Annotated in this window: 1 protein-coding gene and 2 tRNA genes; 1 reads left to right on the forward strand and 2 read right to left on the reverse strand. The window is 57.0% G+C overall.

Annotated features, from left to right (window positions below):
• Both VSX60_RS22295 and VSX60_RS22300 read right to left on the reverse strand, forming a co-directional pair.
• Positions 1–262: Arm DNA-binding domain-containing protein (locus VSX60_RS22295; protein WP_327626426.1), on the reverse strand; the 262-nt coding region annotated here is incomplete at its 3' end.
• 159 nt (positions 263–421) lie between these two features.
• Positions 422–497, reverse strand: a tRNA-Phe gene (locus VSX60_RS22300).
• A 232-nt stretch (positions 498–729) separates the two neighbouring features.
• On the opposite strand from VSX60_RS22300, the gene VSX60_RS22305 reads away from it, so the two are divergent.
• Positions 730–804 (forward strand) — tRNA-Thr (locus VSX60_RS22305).
• Positions 805–1,232 lie beyond the last annotated feature (428 nt).

Raw genomic sequence — 1,232 nt, forward strand, 5'->3', positions numbered from 1 at the left:
CCTCCTTGCGCTTGGTGGAAGGGTTGATGCCGGCGACCAGCAATCTCTTGGCATCGTCCCGCTTCTCCCTCGCGTCGAGAAGCGACACTAGCGGGTACTTGCCAAAGGAGAGAATATTTTCCTTCTCCAGGTAGCGATAACGCAGCTGCCAGAGCTTAGAGCCGCTTTTTTGGACGAGAAGATAGAGCCCGTCGCCGTCGGCGAGACGATACGGCTTGACCTTGGGTTTGGCGTTCTTGCAGGCGAAGTCGGAAAGCGGCATGGGTAACGGGCCTAGGGGTAATGGGTAATACCCGGATCGTTACCCACAAACTGATGCGTTGCAATGGTACGTAGCAGGTCGCCATAAGCAGCCATAACCAGCTAACTCATTGATTTTTATTGATAGAAGGACGCTGTGAGAAGCTATGGGAAGGGGAAATGGTGCCCAGGGACGGAGTCGAACCGCCGACACTGCGATTTTCAGTCGCATGCTCTACCAACTGAGCTACCTGGGCGCCGTTTCGCCGAAACGCTCCGAATGCGGAACGCCAAGCCGACGAAAGCTCGCGCCTTATAGAAAAGCTCCAACGCGCTGTCCAGCGTTTCGGCCGCGGCGTCTGGAAAAATATGACGATGCCGGGTTGCCCGGCTCGGCAGGGGGCGCTTCGCGACTTTGATCGGCAAAGGCTGCTTTTCGCTTCACTGTCTGTTGACGCGCCAACCGAAATCGGAGAGATAGCGCCCAACGCTGCCGTAGCTCAGTGGTAGAGCACTCCCTTGGTAAGGGAGAGGTCGAGAGTTCGAGTCTCTCCGGCAGCACCATCCCAATTTTTGATATGGCTTGAATCCCTTGCGTGGTAGCGGCTTGCGCCCATAAGTCTGTTACAAACGATGTTGCAAGATCGGATGGGCGGGCATAGCGGGAAAGCACAAAGGGCTGATCGAGCGAGCGGGACGACTACATTCGCACCGTGATTCGGCCGATCTCCAATCTCCGCGAAGCCACTTGTCGCCGCATTGCAATTCGGGTCATCTGCCACACGTGGGTACCCTGAAGGGCACCTTCTCGCCTTCGATCGGATCGAGCCCGGCGCACGGATCGACGACGTGCGCTTCCGATGCTCGTCGTGTCGCAGCCGTAAGAGCCTGAGCGAAAAGGAGTTGAGCGATATCAGCAGGTTGTGATTCCCCTTCGTTGTCGAGACGTTGGAGGATCGAAATGGCCTGGGATGATATCGCTCGGCTTGAGC

The organism is Aurantimonas sp. A3-2-R12, from assembly GCF_036016755.1.
GTDB lineage: Bacteria > Pseudomonadota > Alphaproteobacteria > Rhizobiales > Rhizobiaceae > Aurantimonas > Aurantimonas coralicida_A.